Consider the following 17,759-nt stretch of genomic DNA (forward strand, 5'->3'; position numbering starts at 1 on the left):
GGGGCCGTCGCCGGTGATGACCTTCGCCTTAGTACTGCAACGACACTCCGTGATGTCCTCTGCGTTGGTAATGGCTGATGCGGGCTCGTGCTTGGCTTCGTCTTCGCCATCGTGACCATGCGAGTACGTGTTGGGCGTGGTGGCGGAGGGGTGACGAGATGCGGTTGAAGAGCCGCCGGGCCTCGTTCATGGTCATGGGAATGAGGGATTGATCGCTGCCGGTGTCCGGGCCCCTTTTTTTGCCTCGGCTCGCAGGAGGGCGAGGAAGGCAAGGGCGGCCATGGAGAGAGTTATGTGCCGGTACCACGCGGTGTAACCGCGGACCTGGTAGTGATCGAGACCGGTTTCGTTCTTCGCCGTCTGGAAACACTCCTCGACCATCCACCGGGACCCCGCTGTCCGCGCGAGTTCTTCCAATGGAGTCCCTGTCGGGGAGAAGCAGATGTAGTAGGCGATATCCGTAGGATCCGTGAGGCTGCGTCGTGCCAGTAACCAGTGGTCCCAGCCTTCCCGCCGCCAGGGCCGGATCGGGGCTGCCGCCCAGTCGTATTCACGCGGTCCGTGGGCGCCGTCGCCGCAGCTCACACGGGTCCATGCGTCACTGGGGAGCTCGCTGACCAGCTTGTGCGCGCGGGCCTGGCCGAAGAATTCCATAGTCATGACCATCTGCGATTTCGGGACCGCGAGGACATGAGGGATGTCATGTTCTTCCAGCCATAGCCGGATCCGGCTCGTCTGGCCGTAGACCTCATCAGCAGTCACCCACCCGAACGGGATCCCTGATTCCACGGCGCGTTTCAGCATACGCAGGGCCATGTCCGGCTTGGTGGCGAACTCGACATCGTCGCCGATGCCGGCAGCCCGGCACCGTTCGCTGTCCGATATCCAGTCCTTCGGGAGATACAGCTCGCGGTCGATCAGTGCCCGCCCCCGGTCGGATCCATAGGCCAGGAACACCCCAATCTGGGAATTCTCGATTCGGCCGGCCGTTCCCGAGCACTGCCGGGCTACCCCCGCCGACTTGATGCCCTTCTTCAGGAAACCCGTCTCGTCGAGGATCAGAATTCCCCGGTCGGGATCTCCGATCTGCTCCACGACCGCGTCACGGACGTCGTCCCGCAGGGCATCGGCGTCCCACAGGTAGTGGTTCAGCAGCCGCTGCATCCCCTGGGGACCATCGTCGCCGTCAGCCTCGGCCAGGGTCCAGCTGTTCTTCCGTTCCGCCTCGCTGAGCAATCCCCGCAGGTAGGACACCATCCGCCGCCTCGACTCCACCCGCCCGAAGCGTCCCGCGAACCGCGCCACGAAGTCACAGGACACATCTGACCAACCATCAGCTATCTCGTCCACCACGAAACGAGCAACGACGAAGACGGCATCGAGTCACGGAGTGTCGTTGCAGTACTAAGAAGTCATCTCATTTGGCGAGTCTGCGGTAGCAAATGAGGGTGCAGGCGATGCTGGTGAAGGCCAGGAAGTGGTCGGCCTTGCGTTCGTAGCGGCGGTGGAGTCGTCGGCAGCCGGCGAGCCAGGACATGGTGCGTTCGATGGTCCAGCGGTGTCGGCCGAGTCGTTGTGAGGTCTCGATGCCTTTGCGAGCGATGCGGTGCCGGATCCCGCGTCGGCATAGCCATTGCCGCAGGTGACGGTAGTCGTAGCCCTTGTCGGCGTGGAGCTTGCCGGGCCGGCGTCGACGGGGGCCTCGGCGGGAGCGGATGGGCGGTATGCCTGTCACGAGCGGGATAAGGGCTTGACTGTCGTGGACGTTGGCACCGGAGATTGCGACAGATATAGGCAGACCGGTCCGTTCGGTGATCAGATGGATCTTCGACCCGTACTTACCCCGGTCGACAGGATTCGGACCTGTCAGGTCCCCCTTTTCAGAGCCCGCATGTTCACCGAGTCGATCGCGCACCTCGACCAGTCCAGCTTGCCGCGGGCACCGAGTTCGTCCAGTACCAGGCGGTGGAGCTTGGCCCACACCCTGACCTTCGACCACTCCGAGAACCGCCGGTGGGCGGTCGCTCCGGACGGGCCGAACGACGCCGAAGGCAGCTGCTGCCAGGTGCAACCCGACGTGGCCACGAAGGCGATCGCGGCCAGCACCTCCCGGTCGCCGTGCCGACGCCGACCACCGCCCTGCGGCCGCGACGGCGCCTCCGGCACCACCCGCTGGAACAACTCCCACAACTCATCCGGCACCAGCCGCTCAACGATCCCCACCATGACTCACAGAATGCCGAGTCGCCCAAATGAGATGACTTCTAAACGTGATTGTCGGGCTGTTCATCTTCCTGGCGGTCTCCTTTGCCCGGCCGGTGGTGGCCAAGCTCATGACCTTCAGCTTGTGCTTGCCGCTGTAGTTGGATCGGTTGGCGGTTCCGTGGCGGCGGGTGCGGGTGCGGGTGCGGGTGCGGACGCGGGTGCCATCCATGAGGACGACCTCACTCGTCCGCGAACCGGAACCCGATGATCCCCAGTTTGGGATCTTTTGCGAACAACCCAACGCCTCACCCACTATCACGCACCAACTCGTAAGCACGGCTGCGGCGACCGCTGCGGTCCCCAGAAGATCAACACCAGGCGAGAGACCAAGAGTGCGAAGTCCCGCGCTGGTCAGAGGCCCATCGGCACCCCAGACGAGTTGATGCACATCCTCCGCCGCCACAAGGAGGCGCAGGCCCGTGAGCGAGCACTCGCCCGCGACCTGTGGACCGAGAAGGGCTACGTCTTCACCTCGCCGGTCGGCGAGCCCCTGAACCCCAACACCGATTACCACAAGTGGAGGGAGCTGCTGAGGTCCGCGACGGCCGTCTCCACGACGCCCGCCACACCGTGGCCACCGTCCTGTTGATCCTCGGCGTCCCGGACGCGGTCGTCGACGCCATCATGGGCTGGGAGCCAGGCAAGTCAGCGCGGATGCGCCGCCGCTACCAGCACCTGACCAGCCGCGTCCTGAAGGACACTGCCGACAAGATCGGCGGCCTCCTCTGGGGCAACGACCCCGCCCAGGTGGCCGGAGGCGTCGTGCCTGGCGCCGGCCAGAGCCCTGTCCCTGCTGAGCTGATGGTCCACGTCGCCCGCCTCGGCGAGCGGCGCGTACCCTTCCTTCAGAGGGAGCATGCTGACGAGGTCGTTGCCCAGTGGAGCGAGGACTGGCCGGACCGAACAGCCGAGGTCGAGGAGTGGGACCGCGGGCGCTGGGAGCGCAACGGCCCCGGGGGCGTGCGCGCGGTCCGCGATCGGATGCCCGAGCGGATCGTCGTTTTTCACGCACGTGCCCTGTTCCTCCCCAGCGGAGAGCGTGAGTTGCTGCGCTCCCCGAACAGTGGTCGGTGCCGGCATGGGAATTGGAGACCGACGCCTACACCAACCGCCCATCGGTCTGGCGCACGGTCCGGCTCCCCGGTGCGGGCCAGGAGGTCGAGGCCAACGCGCGCGGTACGGACAAGGCGGCCGGGGAGGCCGCCTTCGCCGAGGCGTGCGTACAGGCTGAGGACCGCGCACAGAACCCGGGGAAGTACGGAGACGCGGACGAGTGGTAGCCGAGCCGCCGTGGCGACCCTGCCCGACGCGGAACTGAAGCGGGCTCCGACCGACTGGTCGGAGCCCGCTGCCCGGTGCGGTTACTGGTGAGGGTGATCCACAGCGCACGCAATCGCTCCCATGCCCCGCTCGCGCGCGGACTTCCATTCCCACTACCGCTCAACTCCCCTCCCGGGCCGCTGTTCGCGCAGGTGGTGCCAGATATTTCCGTGCGTGCGAGAGGCCGACAGCAGGGCGACTACCGGCGCTGCGGCGGGAGGCGGGGAATCGGTTCCGCTGCCTGACTGCCAGTGGGATCCAGCGAGTGTCGCAAGTGCATGTGTCCCAAGCGATCTGCTTTGTGGGCGCTTTCGGGCCGTTTGGCCGGTACACCGACACCCCTGAGGCGCTATCGGTGTGACCTGGGTCACTTTGTGAAGATTCCGTTTCGTGTTGTCGGTTAAGGAAAGGCGCTGATGAGGCGTTCGGGTGATCGAGAAACGCTCGGATTCCACTCTTTGGGAGAGTGAGCGATGGCTGCCTAAGCTGGGTTGACGCCCACAAACTACGATAGTTAGATGAGTTCAGCAGTCGCCGTAAAGGATATGCGGCAGGGCCCTGGAGGCTTACCTTTGAGTGATCTAAGTAATTTGCCTCCCCCTTCTTTCTGGGCTGCTCGAAAAAGTTCTTAGAAAGGTGAGATAAATGCAGATCCGTTCCACTGTGACTGCCGAGACGCGGAACCAGACCCAGCAGGTCGCGCTTTTCGGCGCCAACCGCACCGAGGCCGTTCTGGTCCCCGGTGCGTGCTGCTGCACCGCGGCCATCGCCCGCCGGTAATCACCTGAGCGCGGAGGAAACTCCGGGCACGTGAAGGGTGGCCGGGACCTCGCGTCCCGGCCACCCGTCACGGAATCGACAAGGTACTGGAGGGTTGAACCCGTGTCGGAGAGTCCACTGTTAACACTCGATGAAATACGGAATGCGCTGGTCACCACAGAATGCCGCAGCCTTTCCGTTGGATTTGAGTCCATCGGTCTTCGGACCCATGAGGCGCGATTTGATAACCTGAGTCAGACGGCGCTGCCGCGCGTCGCCGAGGAATTCCTGCTGGCCGGCAGAAACCGGCGGCACGACCGGGACACCCAGCTGTCCGTCACGCACTACTTCACCGACCCGGTGGCGGTCGCCCTGTCCCAGCTTGGGAGGGAGGCCACCGAGGCCTCACGCCTGGCACTCCCGGCGGGCAGCGAGCCCGAGGCATCTCTGACCGACGCAGTGGCCGGCCGCCGCAGCGTCCGGGATTTCGCGGGCCTCCCGGTCTCCCTCGATGACCTCGCCACAGTCCTGCGCTATGCCAATTCGGAAACCGCCGAGATCGACACCGTCCTGGAATCTGGCAGCGAGGTATCGCTGCGCCTGCGCACCGTTCCCAGCGGCGGCGGACTCTATCCGATCGAGATCTGGATCGGAGCCCGGAACATATCTGGGTTGGCACCCGGTATCTACCGCTATCTGCCGCACGAGGATTCCCTGGCGATGCACGGTGGCGCGGACGTGCTGGACGCCGCAACGGCCGCCGTGATGGAGAGCGGAAGCGCGGAACTGCGGCTGGGTGCAGGATTTGCCCTGCTGGTTGCCCAACCGTGGCGGGCTATGCGTAAATACGGCCCGCGCGGAATGCGTTTTGTTTTCCACGAAGCAGGCGGCATCAGCCAGAACATCCATCTGGCGGCCACTGCGCTCGGTTTGGGCAGCCTGGACAGTTCCAGCTTCTATGACGACGACATGGACGATGCCCTGGGGCTCGACGGTCTCTTCCGTACCACCGTCCACCTGATCGTCCTGGGGCATGTGTCGTCCTGACCAAATATCTTTTGTTGTTACGGCCGTCACGGTTGATTTCACGTGCCGATTGAGGAGCTTTCCGTGTCAGTGGAACACAAGAAATATGGCGAGTCGCGCCTCAGGCGCTCCTATTCCGTCATCGGGCACAGCCCGGACGTGGTCGAGATCAGAACGGGCGTGTGGAACCACCGTTCCTTCACCCTGACCGACGAGCGCGCCTCGGGAAAGCTGTACGCACTGGTGCGTGGCCTCGACGGCTCGCTGTCCCACCGCGAACTGGCTTCCCAGGTCGGGGTCCCGCGCGCCGAGGTCGAGGCGGTCGTCGACCACCTGGCCACCCTGGACGCCCTGGAGTGGAGCCCGCACAGTGCTCTGGACGCCTACCTGGAGACGATCGGCCCGCTGCGTACGGCAGACGCCGGCACAACCTCGTACAAGCGAGTATTCGTTCTTGGCGACCCTGTCCTGGCCGAGCACCTCGCCGCCTCGATTTCCGAGGCGGGTGATGTGAAGGCTGAGGTCCTCGGCACGCAGAGCCCCGTCGCCCAGGCGCTGTCCCGGGCCGGAGCCGACACCCTCAACGATGGACTCAGGCTGGCCGAACTGGTTCGCAGTGTCGAGGAGCTGCGCGGCTCGGTGCTCGTGACCGTCGACGCCGTCGTCAACCCGTTCCGGTCCCAGCTCATCAACCGCGTTACCCAAGAACTCGGGGTCCCCTGGCTCCACACCGGGGTCGACGGCCCGTTCCTGTTCATCGGCCCCACCGTGATTCCTGGCCGGTCCGCCTGTTACGAGTGCTTCGAGACCCGCGTCGGGATGAACATCCGGGAGAGCGCCTCGTACCAGCGCTACAAGGAGGCCCTCGCAACGGGCCAGGTCCGTACCGGCGAACCCGCGCTGCTCAGCGCGATGCGTACCACCCTCGTTGGCCATGCCGCGCTGGAAGCCATCAACCTCCTCGCCGCGGGCAGTACCTTCAGCGTCGGCAAGGTCCTGGGCATCTACGTGCCCACCATGGAGATCGCCTGGAGCGATGTGCTCAAGCTGCCGGGCTGCCGGGGCTGTTCCTCGCTCGCCGGCCGCGACGACACCCACCTGTACTTCGACGTCAGGACGTGGGCCGGTGAGTGAGACGACGACCGAGTTCCGGGGCGCGGACCTCCGGGTGCTGGGCGATGAGGACGCCCGCGCACGTGAGATCCACCGCCGCATGCAGGGTGCGCTGTGCGGGATCATGACCTCCTCCGGCAGCCTCAACAAGGCGCCCACGCACCCCCACCTTTTCGTGGAGGGCGCCGAACTCACCGGAGTGCACCAGTGGTTCGGGCGCGAGTCGGCCAAACCGGGCGCTTACCACATCGGCGGCTACGGCACCGTGCCGTTCGAGGCACGAATCCGCATCCTCGGCGAGACGCTCGAACGCTACGCGGGCTTCTCCGCGTGCGTCGAGGGCCGCTTCCCGGTCGTCCGCGCCTCCCACGAGGAGCTGCTGGCGCGCGGCGAACCCGTTGTCGACACGGGCGTGTTCCAGCTGTTCGTCCCCGACCAGTTGGCCGCCGACGGCTTCCCCTTCCAGGCGTTCTCACCCGCCATGCCCATGGAGTGGGTGAAGGTCCCCTCGCTGCTCGACAGCAGTGAGCAGTACGTGCCCGCCCATCACTTCCTGCTCGGCAATCTGCCCGGCCCGGGTGAACCCTGGACGCTGCCCGCGGTGACCACCGGCACCGCGGCCCACACCGCGCCGGAGGCTGCCTTCCTGTCGGCCCTGTACGAGATCGTCCAGGTCGACGCCGCCGTCGGACACTGGCACAGCGCCACGTCCAGCCTGCGCATCGAACCCGACGCGCGTACCGCGCTGCTCCAGAACGTCATCACCAGGCGGCTGCGCGGCGGCCTGGAGCCCGAGTTCCATCTGCTGCCGAGCCCGGACCTGCCCGGGTTCAACGTGGCGTGCATCCTGCGCAAGCCCGAGGGAATCAGCCCGGCGATCAGCGTCGGTCTCGGCAGCGGCCCCTCCCTGGTGCGTTCTATGTACCGGGCCCTGCTGGAGACCGTGGGTGTCCAGACGCTCGCCGGCTGGTCCGCCGTCGAGGACAGGCTCGGCACCGGCGCCGAGGTACCGCTGCGCGACCGCCTAGGCCAGATCTTCGACCTGGACCAGAACGTCGCGTACTACGCGGGTGTCGAGGGCGCGCGCACCGTCGAGGAGCGTTTCGCCCGGCACACTGCCGTCAGGGCCGGAGACCTCCCTGCCGACGACCAACGTCCGGCACGGGAGATCGGCCGCTCGTTGCTCGATGCCTTCCGAAACAGCGGCAAGCGGCTCTTCGGTGCCGACTTCACGTCGGTGGACATCCGCCAGCTCGGCTTCTCCGTCATCCGGGCGTGGTCCCCGGACACGCTGAGTCTTCCGCTGCCGAGCGCACCGCCGGTCGCGCACCCGCGCTTCACGGCGTACGGCGGTTTCACCCACCGGCTCCCGCACCCCTACCCGTGAGCCATGGACCGGTTCCTGCTCACCACCCTGGCGGTGTGGTCACTGGCGCCGATGCCGCTGGCTACCCGGGTGCACGGACGCTGGCTCGAAGACCGTTGGCCGAAGCTGTCCACCCTCACGGTGTATCTGCTCGTTCTCGGCGTCCTGACCGTCGCCGGCGGGCTGTTGCTGGGCCCCGGCATCGTGCACGACGGCCCGCTGTACTGGGCTGTCGTCTGTGTTCCGCTGGGCTTGGCCCTCGGCCGAGCCTCGCAGATCGCCGACCGTAGGATCACCCGGCATTTCGCTGCACGCGCGCGGGCCCGTACGGCATCGACCGACCAGGCCCGAGGTGCCACCGCACCCTTACGGGCGGGCGGGGCCCGGCCGGTGGGCCTCGCCGCCCGCCGTTCGGCTCCGGGCACCGCCGTACGGAAGGCACCGGAATCGTCGGCACGCGGCGGCAACCGTTGGACCGCGAAGGAGCGGGACCGGGAGACACGGATCGGGCTGGGGGCGCTGCTGGCCGGGGCAGTGCTGGAGGAAGCCGTCTTCCGAGGCGTGCTGGGGCGGTTGGGGCTGGACCTGGGAGGACTCTCGGGGGCCGCACTGATCGTGCTTGCCATGGCGGCTTTCTGTCTGACGCACCTGCCGTTCGGATGGCCGCAGGCACTGGCCAAACTCCCGCTCTCGTTCATGACAACCGCGGCGTTCCTGCTGTCCGGCGGGATCGTCGCCGGATTGGTGGCACATACGTTGTTCAACTGGGAGTACTGGCGCTACCAACGGGCCCTCGGCACCACGGGGGAGCGATGACGATGCTCCTGTGGGTGGTCCGTGCCGCAGTGGTGCTCGCTGCCGCCACGGCCTGCGGGTGGTACCTGTGGCCGCGCCTGGCCAATGCCACCGGGCCGCGCAGGGCGCTGCTGCTGGCGCCCGTGCCCCTGGCCCTGCTGGTGACCCGTCAGATGCCTGGGCTGGGCGGTGCCGACGGGGCCCTGTTGATTCCACCCGGCATCGCGCTGGGCGTCGGGGAGGCGGCCCTGGCCGGGCTGCTGGGCACAGCGGGGGTGAGTGTGCTGGAACGCGTTCAGGTCTCGTACGCCAACTGGCTGCCCTTGGGAGACGGTCCGGCGCTGGCACCACTGCGTCCGAAGGGCCACCAGCTGCCGTGGGCCACGCTCGTCGGGACGGCGCTGGTGGCCGAGACCGTCCGGGCGGCCCTCGTCGGGGCCGCGTGCGCGGCGCATTGGGGGCTCGTCACGGCCCTCGCCCTGGGCATGCTGGCCTCGCTGACCCTGATGCACCCGCGCTCCAAGCGGGGCGCGGCGGACGCCGTTGCCGTAGCCCTGGGCGTGGGCTTCGCACACTCTTGGCTGCTGTGGTCGACGGACGCTCTGCCGGCGCTCGTCGCCGCTCACCTCGCCTTCCTCCTCGTCACAGTCGCCTGAATCCGCGTAAGCACACCGCGCACATCCGTCTGGCACAAAAATTGGAGGAACCATGAAATTTGGTATATCGCTGCTTCCGGACTGTCGGCCGGAACACACCTCACCCGTCCGCTACTTCGAGGATGTGCTGGAGGTCTCGCGGCTGGCCGACGAACTCGATTTCGACTACGTGAAGATGACCGAGCACTACCTGAAGGACTACGGCGGCTACTGCCCCAGCCCGCTCACGTTCCTGACCGCCGTCGCCGCGCAGACGCGCCGGATCCGGCTGATGACGGGTGGCGTCCAGGCGTCCTTCCACCACCCGGTCCAGCTGGCGGCGCACGCGGCCATGGTCGACGCCATCAGCGGCGGCAGGCTCGACGTCGGCTTCGCCCGGGCCTGGCTTCCGTACGAGTTCGAGGCGCTCGGCATCCCGTTGGACGAGAGCCGCGATCGCTTCACGGCCACCGTCGAGGCCGTGCTGCGGCTGTGGACGCAGAAGGAGGCATCCGAGGACACGCCCTTCTTCAGCTACCGGGACGCGCACTCGCTGCCTGCCGTGACGCAGACCCCGCACCCTCCCGTATGGGTCGCGGCCGTCCGCTCCCGGCAGAGCTTTGCCTGGATCGGGGAGAAGGGGCTCGGGCTGCTGATCGCCTCCCCGCCCCGCAAGGGCGAACTGGAGCACACCCAGGACATGGTCCGCGTCTATCTGGAAACCCACCGGGAGTACCACCCCGACCGGGAGCCGCGCATCGCGCTGTCCATCCCCATGATGGTCGCCGAGACCGACGCGGAGGCCCTCACGACCGCAGAACCGCTGCTCCAGTCCTACCTCGACGTGTGGGGCGAGGCCGCGGCCTCCTGGGACGGCGTCCAGTCCGCCGCATACCCGGGCTACTCCAACGCGGGCACCACCTTCCGCGCACTGACCGACGAGGACCTGCGCAGCACCTCCACGGCGCTGATCGGAAGCCCGGACACGGTCGTGGAGAAGATTCAGGAACTGTCCGCCGCGCTGTCCCTGGACACCCTGTTGCTGCAGATCGACTACGGCAGTCCGAGCGCCGAGGCCATGAGCCGCAATCTGCGCCTGTTCCATTCCGAAGTGCTGTCGCGCTTGTGAGATGTGCAGCTGCGGCGCCTACGAATACCTCAGCGCCTTCTCTCGTTCCTGAGTGGCCGGTAATGTTTGCCTCCTCAGCAATGTCAGCGACGTGGGAAGCCTGTCCACACCCGGCACGAAGCCGGGTCGGGGCCCGCGTACGCGATCCGGCGTCAAGGGGATGGAGAGCTCGTCGTGCCTGCTCCCGGTGCCCTGCCACCCGGTCGGAAGCTGCGTCCCCGGAAGCCGGCGGCGCGACCGCCCCGTGCCCCGCTGACCCTGGAGAGCCTGGCCGAGGCCGCGTTCCAGGTCATCGAGCGGGAGGGCCTCGACTCGCTCACCATGCGCAAGCTCGCGGACGAGCTGGGCATCCAGGCGGCCTCGCTCTACTGGCACGTCAAGGACAAGCTGGACCTGATCGACGTTCTCGCGGAGGCACTCTTCGCCGGGTTCTCACCCGAGGACTGGACCGACGGCGCCCTCAACGGGGACGAGGAGGACTGGCGGACGCACCTGTCCCGGTTCGCCTACGGGTTCCGCAGCTACCTGTTGAGCCGACGGGACGCGGCGCGCATCCTGACCAGCAAGTTCGTGGTGGGCCCCAGCATGCTGCGGCACCTGGAGGAGCAGCTGGGCTGGATCCGCCGGGCCGGCGTGGATGACCGCTCCGCGGCTTTCGGCTTCTACAACACCCTCGTCTTCGTGCACGGCTTCGTGCTGTGGGAGACCTCTCCGCTCTCCGCCGCCGTCGCGCGCGGAGTGGAACCCCGTCAGTACCTCAGCGAACTGCGGGCCGAGCTCGACGACCTCGACCCCGACATGTATCCGCACGCCCACGCCCTGGCGGATGAACTGACCCGTCCCGGTATGGACGAGCGTTTCACCTTCGGTCTGAACTGCCTGCTCGCCGGACTGGGCCAGCAGTAGTCCCGGTCCGGTAGAGGCCCCAACCCTCTTGCGGGTGAAGCCGTTCACCGCTGCGCGTGTGGTCTGCGTGCCGTCTTCCCGACATCTCCCCTCTCGGCAGGTTCCCTTGACGCTCAAGAACGCTCTGCCCCAGCCCTTCGCCGAAGAACACGCGGTCAATCCGTACCCGGCCTACCGGGCCCTCCTCGACGAGGGCGACCTGCAGCGGATCACCGTACGACCCGGCCTCGACGCATGGCTTGTCCTCGGCCACGATCTCGCCCGGCAGGCCCTCAACCACCCGGCGATCAGCCTGGAGGCCCGGCATGCCCAGCCGCCGGTCCACGAGGCGATCATGGCGGGCGCCATGGAAGAGAAACAGTCCTTCTTCGGGCAGCACCTCCTCGCCGCCGACGGCGAGCGACACCACCGCCTACGACGCGTGATGTCGCGGGCGCTGACCGCGCGCCGTTTCCATTCCATGGCGCCCGAGGTCGACAGCATCGCCCACGCCTTGATCGACGAGCTGCCCGCGCCCGGCCACACCGACCTCGTCGCCACTCTGGTCGTCCCCTTCACCATCAGCGTGCTCGCCGGGCTGATGGGCGTCCCCGAGCCCGGCCGGGAGCTGCTGACCGAGCTGGCCAACACCGTCATCCAGGGCAAGGCCGAGGACGACGCGGGGTTCGCCGGAGTGATCTCCGGACTCACCACGTGCTTCGCGGAGTTGCTTGACCATCCGGAGCGGATCGCGCCCGACGGGCTGCTGGCCATGCTGGTCGAGGCCCGCAGCGCGGGGACGATCACTTCCGAGGAGACGTTCTCGCTGGCGTACCAGCTGTTCTTTGCCGGGCACGAGAGCAGCGGCTACCTCATGACCAATGCGACGGCCGTCCTGTTGTCCCGGCCGGACGTCGCTGCCGAGCTGCGCGCCCACCCCGAGCTGCTGGACGGGGCCGTGGAGGAGCTGTTGCGCTGGGAGGGCTCGGTCAAGGTTGGCAGCTGGCGCTTCGCGACCGAACCGCTCGAACTCGGCGGCAAGCGGCTGGAGACCGGCGACCCCATTCTGGTCGTGCTCTCCGCCGCCAACCGTGACCCGGAGAAGTACGCTGGCCCGGACACCCTCGACATCCACCGCGGCGGAGTCCCTCACCTCTCCTTCGGGCATGGGCCGCACCACTGCCTGGGCGCGGCCCTCGGCCGACTGGAGGCGCGCACCCTGCTTGCCGCGCTGCTGGAGCGCTTCCCCGACATGCGCCTCGACGTCCCGTACGCGGAGTTGTCCTGGCGCCACAACCTCATCATGCGCGGCCCGCGCCATCTGCGCGTCACCCTCGGCGAGGACCGGCGCTTCTGAGCCGTCCGTCTGTTCACCCCTACGCAAGGAGGCCGCAATGACGGCACCAGGAGCAGCAGCCACCCCCAACCCCCTGCCGATCGCTTCGGAACGGCTTCCCCCGCACCTGCGTCTGATGGGAATCGCCGCCGCCAAGTGGATCGCCCAGCCCGTCTACGTGCTCGCGAAGCTCAACGTCGCCGACCGGCTCGCCGAGGGCGAGGCGAGCACCATGCAGCTCGCGGAGCGGCTCGGCGTACGAATCGATCCATTACGGCGCTGTCTGCGGGCGGCGGCCTCGGTCGGTGTCTTTCGCGAGACGCAGCCGGACCGCTGGGAGCTGACCGACATGGCCGAATTCTTGCGGACTGACGTGCCCATGAGCCTGCGGGACTTCGCCGTGCTGCTGGGCGAGGAGCCCATGTGGGCATCGTTCGGCGGGATCATGCAGGCGCTCCGGCGGGAAGGGCCGGTCTTCGACAAGGTCCACGGGCATTCGATGTACGCCCACCTGGCCCAGGACGACGAGCTCGCCCGGACCTACCAGGGCGCCTGGGCGCCGCTCACCCAGGGCGTGATGCGCGCACTGGCCGCGGCCTATGACCTTTCGGGCTTCGGAACCGTCGCAGACCTGGGTGGGGGCGACGGCACTGCGCTGCGCATCCTGCTCGCCGAACACCCGCACATGAACGGTGTGTTGATGGATCTTCCGCATGTGCTCGAGGAGTACCGGAACGCTGACGACGAGGTCGGGGCGCGGCTGCGGACCGTAGCCGGGCGGCTTCCGGACGACGTGCCGGCCGACGCCGACGCGTACCTGCTGAAGAACACCCTGCACTGCTTGACGTCGCCCCTGGTCCGGCAGACCCTCAAGCGGATCCGTGAGGAGATGAGGCGCCCTGAACAGCGATTGCTGATCGTGGAGGCGGTGCTGGGGGCGGGCGACGGCTTCGATTGGAGCAAGCTCATGGACATCGAGGTGATGGTCAACAACGGAGGGTGCGAATACACGCTGAAGGAGTGGCGCGCACTGCTGGCGGAGACCGGGTTCCGGCTCGTCTCGGCCCGTGAGGTGCTGCATCCGCAGTGGGTCCTGGAGGCCCAGGCGGCCTGACCGTCCCGTTCGTCGAAACACAGCTGCATATTCACGGCGGTACCTACGGCGGCTCCGAGCACTCGGCTCGGGGCCGCCGTCGCCATGTTGGCGGTGGCCGGAAAGCACCCTTGGCGAGGCGCCAACGACGCATCTAACGTTGATAGGGATCTCTAACGTTAGTAGTCTCCGTGTCGTTCGTACCCACCCAAGGGAGAGCCCGTGTCCGAAGTCGAGGAGAAATCGGCCGCACGGACGGCGCAGCATGGGCCGGGGACCCGGCACCCCTGGCTCATTCTGGCGATCGTGCTGACCGCCGCGTTCATGCAACTCGTGGACGTCAGCATCGTCACCGTCGCTGTCGCGTCCATCCAGAACGGACTGGACGCCGGCTACGCCCAGGTCCAATGGGTACTCGCCGGATACACCCTGGCGTTCGCCGTCCTGCTCATCACCGGCAGCAAACTCGGTGACCGGCTCGGCCGCAAACGCGTCTTCATCCTGGGTATGGCCGGCTTCACCCTGGCCTCACTGCTGTGCGGGGTCGCCGGGAATGCTGAGACGCTCATTGCGGCACGTCTCCTCCAGGGGCTTGCCGCCGCGCTGATGTACCCGCAGGTCTACTCCGTCATCCAGGTCACCTTCCCACCGCAGCGCCGGGGCATGGCCTTCGGCATCCTCGGCGGAGTCATTGGCCTCGCCGCCATCACCGGGCCGCTCGTCGGGGGACTGCTCATCCAGGCCGACGCCTTCGGCTGGAGCTGGCGCCCCATTTTTCTGGTCAACATCCCTGTGGGCCTGCTCGCAATCGTGCTCGCGGCCCGCTTCATCCCCGAGTCCCGGGCCACCGAGGCGGGCAAGCAGGACCTTATGGGCGTCCTGCTCGTCACCGCGGGGCTGGTGCTCCTTGTCTATCCCATGGTCCAGGGCCGGGAACTCGGCTGGCCCCCCTATCTGTTCGTCATGGCCGCTGCCGGAGTCGTCGTCCTTGCAGTCTTCGGCTGGTACGAGCGGCGCCGCGAGGGACGAGGGCACGCTCCCCTCATCCGCACTGGCCTGTTCCGCAACCGGGGGTTCACCGCGGGACTGCTGCTCATCCTCGTCTTCTACGGGGCGTTCCTGCCATTCTTCCTTGTCTTCAGCATCTACCTGCAGTCCGGGCTCGGCTACAGCGCGTTGCGCACGGGCGTCGCCGTGCTGCCGTACGCCCTGGGCTCCGGCATCGGCTCGGGCGTCTCTGTCGCCCTCGCGCCGAAGCTCGGGCGCGTCGCCCTGCAGATCGGGCTGACCGTCCTCATCGCCGGCACGCTCGGTATTGCCTGGGCCGTCCACGAGTGGGGCACCGATCTCGAGACCCGGCAGGTGGTGCTCCCGTTGCTCGTCGCAGGACTCGGCTTCGGCTTTACCGTCACCCCACTGGTCACCCTGATCCTCGCCCGGATCCCGCTCGCAGATGCGGGCTCGGCCTCGGGCACGCTCACTACGGCGCAGCAGATCGGCAGTTCCGTCGGCGTGGCGGTCCTCGGCGCATTCTTCTTCGGGCTGCTCGGCTCCCAGGCGAATGCGGCCACGGCCGATGAGGTGCCCCGGCTCAGGGCTGAATTGGCCGCCGCGCACATCACGGGCCCGGCCGCGCAGGACGTCGTCGACGGCTTCCGCATCTGCTTTCACGACCGCGCCGCCGCGACCGACCCCACCGCCGTCCCGGCCAGCTGCCGTGACGCCTCGGCCCACGCCGACGCCACCGTGCAACGGGCCGTCCAGGCCGCAAGCGCCAGGGCCCTGCACACCGACTTCGCCGAGTCCGTGCAACGCACCCTGCTGCTCCAGAGCGTCCTGTTCGCAGGCTGTCTGGTCCTGGTGTTCGTCCTGCCGAAGGTACGGGGACGGGAGCTCACCGAGTTCGAGGAGAAGAGCCAGGATGCCCTCATCATCGGGTGAGTGGACGGGACGATGACCGAGACGTTGTATCCGTACGGCTCGACCGCCGGGCTGCGCCAAGACGTGCTGCGCGTCCTGGGCGTCCTCAAGGTCGCCACGGCCGAGCAGATCCGGGCGCTCACTCGCCCTGCGGCCAAGAGCAACAAATCCCACCGCAACGCCGCCCTCGACCTCCAGCTGCACGGACTCACCGTCTCCGAGGGGCACGCCTCCAACGGACACAAACTGTGGGGACTGACTCCGGCCGGGCTGGCGTCGGCGGCCTCCTTGCTGCGCCGGGGCGCTGAGGAGATGGGCGGGACGGCGCCCGGCACAGCCCGGCACGGCGCCGTGCACGCGCTGGCGGTGAACGAGACAATCACCACCTTCATCCAGTCAGGGGCGGGGGAGCGCCGCAAGATGGAACTGGGGGAAATAGCCGAGTGGAGCACCGAGGTACCGCTGCCCGCAAGTGGTTCCTGGAGCCGACCGGGCGTGGGCAGCCCCCGGGCCGACGCGGTCCTGTATGCCCCGGAGGCAGAGGTGCCGTTGTTGCTGGTGGAGGTTGACTGCGGGACCGAGACGGCTGCCACCGTCGCCGCCAAGTTCGAGCGCTACCAGCGCTTCTTCCAGCGCGAGGTCGAGGACACCGACGGCCGTCGAGCGCTGCTGTGGCGGACCCGATGGGGTGGGATGGAGGGGGCCGAACACCCGCCCGTGGCCGTGGTTTTCACCGGCCTCGGCTCCCGGGGGCTGCGTCAGCGAATGGAGGCGGTGGGGGAGCTGAGCGTGCGGTACTGGTTGCCGAGCGCATCAGGCTTGGACGGCCTGGCCGTCAGGCGAAACAAGGTCATTCCCATCCTGGTCACCACGCTCGACCGACTGCGGGTGTACGGGCCGCACGGGCCGACCTGGTGGCGATACGGGCACCGCGCATGGGAGTCGCTGGGAGTGGCGCTGGGCCAACACCAGATTTCCGCGAGGGTCGCAGAGGGCGGCTGCACCGGGGTTCCGTCGGACGACTCAGGGCCTGCTCCAGGAGATTACGACCAGCGTCTCTGAACGGAACCCCCAGCCGCTGGAGTGCCTCGCGCACCATCGAGGGCAGCGGTGCGCGTCCGAGGCGGGCGGGAAGTCCACGCGGATGTGGACGCGCCACCTGGATCACTTCGTGGAACGGGCGGCGGCAGCGGCGGCACTGGGATGCCCGCCTTGGGAGGTCGGGCCGCGTATTCGGTGTTTCTAGCTGATACGTCGATACGGCCACAACGCGGCAGTGGCGTGTGATGCCTGCCGGACCGCGACCAAGCCGGGGCTGGCGGGCCCGCCACGGGGGCAAGTGAGACCAGAACTGAGACCACGGCACACGAAAGGCCCCCCTGCGAGCCTTGGGTTCCAGTGGTCGTCGCAACACCGCCTGGTTTCAGGTGGTGAGTGGATCACGTAGACGCTCGGCTGGGGGTATGCCAGCCGAGCGTCTTGTGCGGGGGCCGTTGAGTTCCTGGGTGACGTGTTCGAGGTTCTCGGGGCTGTGGACACTCAGGTCGGTGCCTTTGGGGAAGTACTGGCGCAGACGTGCAACCGTCCTTCGCGCAGCAGCTTGCGGTCCTTGGGCCGGGGCCTGCGCGCTGCCGCGGTCCGGTGGGCCGCGTAGGGCTGGTAGTGCTCACGGTCCGAGTTCGCGTCGGTCTCCCGCTTGACCGTGCTCGCCGACCGCCCCAGGGCGTGTCCGATCGCCTGCAACGACCGGCCCAGCGTGCGAAGACCGCGGATCTGTTCGCGTTCGGCCAGTGTCAGGAACCGCGGGTGAAGCTGCTTCTCCAGGGCTGTCAGGCCCTCCGGTGCTGTGGTCACACCGCACATCGTGACGGTCCCGGTGGTGCAGTCGACACGGCGGCCGTCGGCGCAGGTGCGTGTGGTGCCGGTCTTCTTGACGCCCCAGTCCCGGTCCTTGGCCGTGCGCTCGTTCACGCCGACCTGCCGGGCAGCCACCCGGCGTGCGACGCCCTCGGCCCGAAGCCGCTCGTACGCGCCCCGCCCGGGATACCGGCGCGGCAGACGAGCCGAGCCCCGTCAGGCTTTCCAGGCCCAGCCGAACGCAGTGTTCCGGTTCACCC

Annotated in this window: 18 protein-coding genes and 1 pseudogene; 14 read left to right on the plus strand and 5 right to left on the minus strand. The window is 67.9% G+C overall.

Going from position 1 to position 17,759, the window contains the following annotated elements; genetic code table 11:
- Positions 1–192: 192 nt before the first annotated feature.
- The gene (locus ACF1CT_RS23145; RefSeq protein ID WP_391785913.1) at positions 193–1,341 is read right to left on the minus strand and encodes an IS701 family transposase; all 1,149 of its coding nucleotides are present in this window, start codon (positions 1,339–1,341) and stop codon (positions 193–195) included.
- A gap of 76 nt (positions 1,342–1,417) precedes the next feature.
- Positions 1,418–2,226 (minus strand): IS5 family transposase gene (locus ACF1CT_RS23150; RefSeq protein WP_391785813.1). Its coding sequence is split into 2 segments (ribosomal slippage): positions 1,418–1,878 and positions 1,878–2,226, totalling 810 coding nucleotides; the frame shifts between segments, so codons are not numbered across the junction.
- Between the two features lie 421 nt (positions 2,227–2,647).
- On the opposite strand from ACF1CT_RS23150, the gene ACF1CT_RS23155 reads away from it, so the two are divergent.
- Positions 2,648–2,854, plus strand: a complete 207-nt coding sequence (locus ACF1CT_RS23155; RefSeq protein WP_391785814.1) for a hypothetical protein — start codon at positions 2,648–2,650, stop codon at positions 2,852–2,854.
- A gap of 56 nt (positions 2,855–2,910) precedes the next feature.
- On the opposite strand, the gene ACF1CT_RS23160 is transcribed toward ACF1CT_RS23155, so the two are convergent.
- Positions 2,911–3,123, minus strand: coding sequence for a hypothetical protein (locus ACF1CT_RS23160; protein WP_391785815.1), 213 nt, complete (start codon positions 3,121–3,123; stop codon positions 2,911–2,913).
- Positions 3,124–3,335: 212 nt separating this feature from the next.
- Here ACF1CT_RS23160 and ACF1CT_RS23165 point away from each other — a divergent pair, with 212 nt between their 5' ends.
- The 13 genes from ACF1CT_RS23165 to ACF1CT_RS23225 all read left to right on the plus strand — a co-directional run bounded on the left by ACF1CT_RS23165 (position 3,336) and on the right by ACF1CT_RS23225 (position 16,704).
- The gene (locus tag ACF1CT_RS23165) at positions 3,336–3,545 is read left to right on the plus strand and encodes a hypothetical protein (protein WP_391785816.1); all 210 of its coding nucleotides are present in this window, start codon (positions 3,336–3,338) and stop codon (positions 3,543–3,545) included.
- A 685-nt stretch (positions 3,546–4,230) separates the two neighbouring features.
- The gene (locus ACF1CT_RS23170; RefSeq protein WP_391785817.1) at positions 4,231–4,365 is read left to right on the plus strand and encodes a hypothetical protein; all 135 of its coding nucleotides are present in this window, start codon (positions 4,231–4,233) and stop codon (positions 4,363–4,365) included.
- A 102-nt stretch (positions 4,366–4,467) separates the two neighbouring features.
- Positions 4,468–5,391, plus strand: a complete 924-nt coding sequence (locus ACF1CT_RS23175) for a SagB/ThcOx family dehydrogenase (RefSeq protein ID WP_391785818.1) — start codon at positions 4,468–4,470, stop codon at positions 5,389–5,391.
- 63 nt (positions 5,392–5,454) lie between these two features.
- Positions 5,455–6,504, plus strand: a complete 1,050-nt coding sequence (locus tag ACF1CT_RS23180) for a TOMM precursor leader peptide-binding protein (protein WP_391785819.1) — start codon at positions 5,455–5,457, stop codon at positions 6,502–6,504.
- Positions 6,497–7,870: a YcaO-like family protein gene (locus ACF1CT_RS23185; protein WP_391785820.1), complete on the plus strand. Its 1,374-nt coding sequence runs from the start codon at positions 6,497–6,499 to the stop codon at positions 7,868–7,870. Before ACF1CT_RS23180 ends, ACF1CT_RS23185 begins: the two co-directional genes overlap by 8 nt.
- Before the next feature lie 3 nt (positions 7,871–7,873).
- Positions 7,874–8,665 carry a CPBP family intramembrane glutamic endopeptidase gene (locus tag ACF1CT_RS23190; protein ID WP_391785821.1) on the plus strand — a complete coding sequence of 264 codons (792 nt, stop codon included), beginning with the start codon at positions 7,874–7,876 and terminating at the stop codon, positions 8,663–8,665.
- Complete coding sequence (locus ACF1CT_RS23195) at positions 8,662–9,300, plus strand: hypothetical protein (protein WP_391785822.1); 639 nt, start codon at positions 8,662–8,664, stop codon at positions 9,298–9,300. The genes ACF1CT_RS23190 and ACF1CT_RS23195 overlap by 4 nt, the downstream gene beginning before the upstream one ends.
- Positions 9,301–9,352: 52 nt before the next feature.
- Positions 9,353–10,408, plus strand: a complete 1,056-nt coding sequence (locus ACF1CT_RS23200) for an LLM class flavin-dependent oxidoreductase (protein WP_391785823.1) — start codon at positions 9,353–9,355, stop codon at positions 10,406–10,408.
- 174 nt (positions 10,409–10,582) lie between these two features.
- On the plus strand, positions 10,583–11,314 hold the full coding sequence (locus ACF1CT_RS23205; RefSeq protein ID WP_391785824.1) for a TetR/AcrR family transcriptional regulator C-terminal domain-containing protein: 732 nt from the start codon (positions 10,583–10,585) through the stop codon (positions 11,312–11,314).
- Between the two features lie 106 nt (positions 11,315–11,420).
- A complete protein-coding gene (locus ACF1CT_RS23210) occupies positions 11,421–12,650 on the plus strand; it encodes a cytochrome P450 (protein ID WP_391785825.1) in 1,230 nt (409 codons plus the stop codon).
- A 37-nt stretch (positions 12,651–12,687) separates the two neighbouring features.
- Positions 12,688–13,743: a methyltransferase gene (locus tag ACF1CT_RS23215; protein ID WP_391785826.1), complete on the plus strand. Its 1,056-nt coding sequence runs from the start codon at positions 12,688–12,690 to the stop codon at positions 13,741–13,743.
- Between the two features lie 201 nt (positions 13,744–13,944).
- On the plus strand, positions 13,945–15,663 hold the full coding sequence (locus ACF1CT_RS23220) for an MFS transporter (RefSeq protein ID WP_391785827.1): 1,719 nt from the start codon (positions 13,945–13,947) through the stop codon (positions 15,661–15,663).
- 12 nt (positions 15,664–15,675) lie between these two features.
- The gene (locus ACF1CT_RS23225) at positions 15,676–16,704 is read left to right on the plus strand and encodes a replication-relaxation family protein (RefSeq protein WP_391785828.1); all 1,029 of its coding nucleotides are present in this window, start codon (positions 15,676–15,678) and stop codon (positions 16,702–16,704) included.
- 377 nt (positions 16,705–17,081) lie between these two features.
- Here ACF1CT_RS23225 and ACF1CT_RS23230 read toward each other — a convergent pair.
- Together ACF1CT_RS23230 and ACF1CT_RS23235 are read right to left on the minus strand one after the other, a co-directional pair.
- Positions 17,082–17,215, minus strand: a pseudogene (locus ACF1CT_RS23230) (IS30 family transposase); the annotation flags it as partial.
- Positions 17,182–17,505, minus strand: coding sequence for a helix-turn-helix domain-containing protein (locus ACF1CT_RS23235; protein ID WP_391785914.1), 324 nt, complete (start codon positions 17,503–17,505; stop codon positions 17,182–17,184). The pseudogene ACF1CT_RS23230 and the gene ACF1CT_RS23235, both read right to left, overlap by 34 nt.
- Positions 17,506–17,759 lie beyond the last annotated feature (254 nt).

The sequence above is a fragment of the Streptomyces sp. NPDC014734 genome (assembly GCF_043083325.1).
GTDB lineage: Bacteria > Actinomycetota > Actinomycetes > Streptomycetales > Streptomycetaceae > Streptomyces.

Coding starts and splice junctions, on each gene's coding strand:
- ACF1CT_RS23215 (WP_391785826.1), top strand. CDS start 12,688: ATGACGGCACCAGGAGCAGCAGCCACCCCCAACCCCCTGCCGATCGCT.
- ACF1CT_RS23160 (WP_391785815.1), bottom strand. CDS start 3,123: ATGCTCCCTCTGAAGGAAGGGTACGCGCCGCTCGCCGAGGCGGGCGAC.
- ACF1CT_RS23190 (WP_391785821.1), top strand. CDS start 7,874: ATGGACCGGTTCCTGCTCACCACCCTGGCGGTGTGGTCACTGGCGCCG.
- ACF1CT_RS23225 (WP_391785828.1), top strand. CDS start 15,676: ATGACCGAGACGTTGTATCCGTACGGCTCGACCGCCGGGCTGCGCCAA.
- ACF1CT_RS23195 (WP_391785822.1), top strand. CDS start 8,662: ATGACGATGCTCCTGTGGGTGGTCCGTGCCGCAGTGGTGCTCGCTGCC.
- ACF1CT_RS23155 (WP_391785814.1), top strand. CDS start 2,648: ATGCACATCCTCCGCCGCCACAAGGAGGCGCAGGCCCGTGAGCGAGCA.
- ACF1CT_RS23170 (WP_391785817.1), top strand. CDS start 4,231: ATGCAGATCCGTTCCACTGTGACTGCCGAGACGCGGAACCAGACCCAG.
- ACF1CT_RS23235 (WP_391785914.1), bottom strand. CDS start 17,505: ATGTGCGGTGTGACCACAGCACCGGAGGGCCTGACAGCCCTGGAGAAG.
- ACF1CT_RS23200 (WP_391785823.1), top strand. CDS start 9,353: ATGAAATTTGGTATATCGCTGCTTCCGGACTGTCGGCCGGAACACACC.